At 34.1% G+C, this 507-nt stretch carries 1 pseudogene; it reads right to left on the bottom strand.

The annotated features are described in order from the left end of the window. Positions 1-291: 291 nt before the first annotated feature. Positions 292-507 (bottom strand): annotated as a pseudogene (locus AC1DRF_RS32125) (sigma-70 family RNA polymerase sigma factor); the annotation flags it as partial.

Raw genomic sequence — 507 nt, 5'->3', positions numbered from 1 at the left:
AAGTAAGAACATTGCTAACAACAGCAATTCATAAATTATCAGACCAGAAAACACAATTTAATCAGTGAAGGAGAAAAGAGAACCCCATCTATCCTTATAGAGTCCTCTCCTTTAGGGAATAACACAATAGATAATAGTAAAGTGTAAAATATAATATTTTTAAGCATATCATGAGTTTCTATGCTTCTATAGGGCTACCTTTCTTATAAAAAAGGCTGTTTCACAAAATGAATGTGCAATGGAAAGGACTAATATGTGGGACCAGTAAAAACAATCACAAAAAAGTAGAATTTATTGAGGTAACTTCTTTTTCCGTAGTCGGTGTAATCTCCGTTGAATTCCATGGGCTGATCTACCGATTAGTTGGCCAATTTCTTGTTGAGTACGACCTTCTTGATAAAACATGTACCATAGACGGGCATCTTCCTCTTCAGTCCACTTTTTATTTTCATATTTAGGTCGATTAAAATAATCATATTTTCTTTGTTCCTTTACCCAGTCGGGTTC

The sequence above is a fragment of the Priestia sp. P5_B4 genome, from assembly GCF_056400385.1.
The sequence above is the reverse complement of the archived record's forward strand: the minus strand, read 5'-3'. Positions and strand labels throughout refer to the sequence as shown.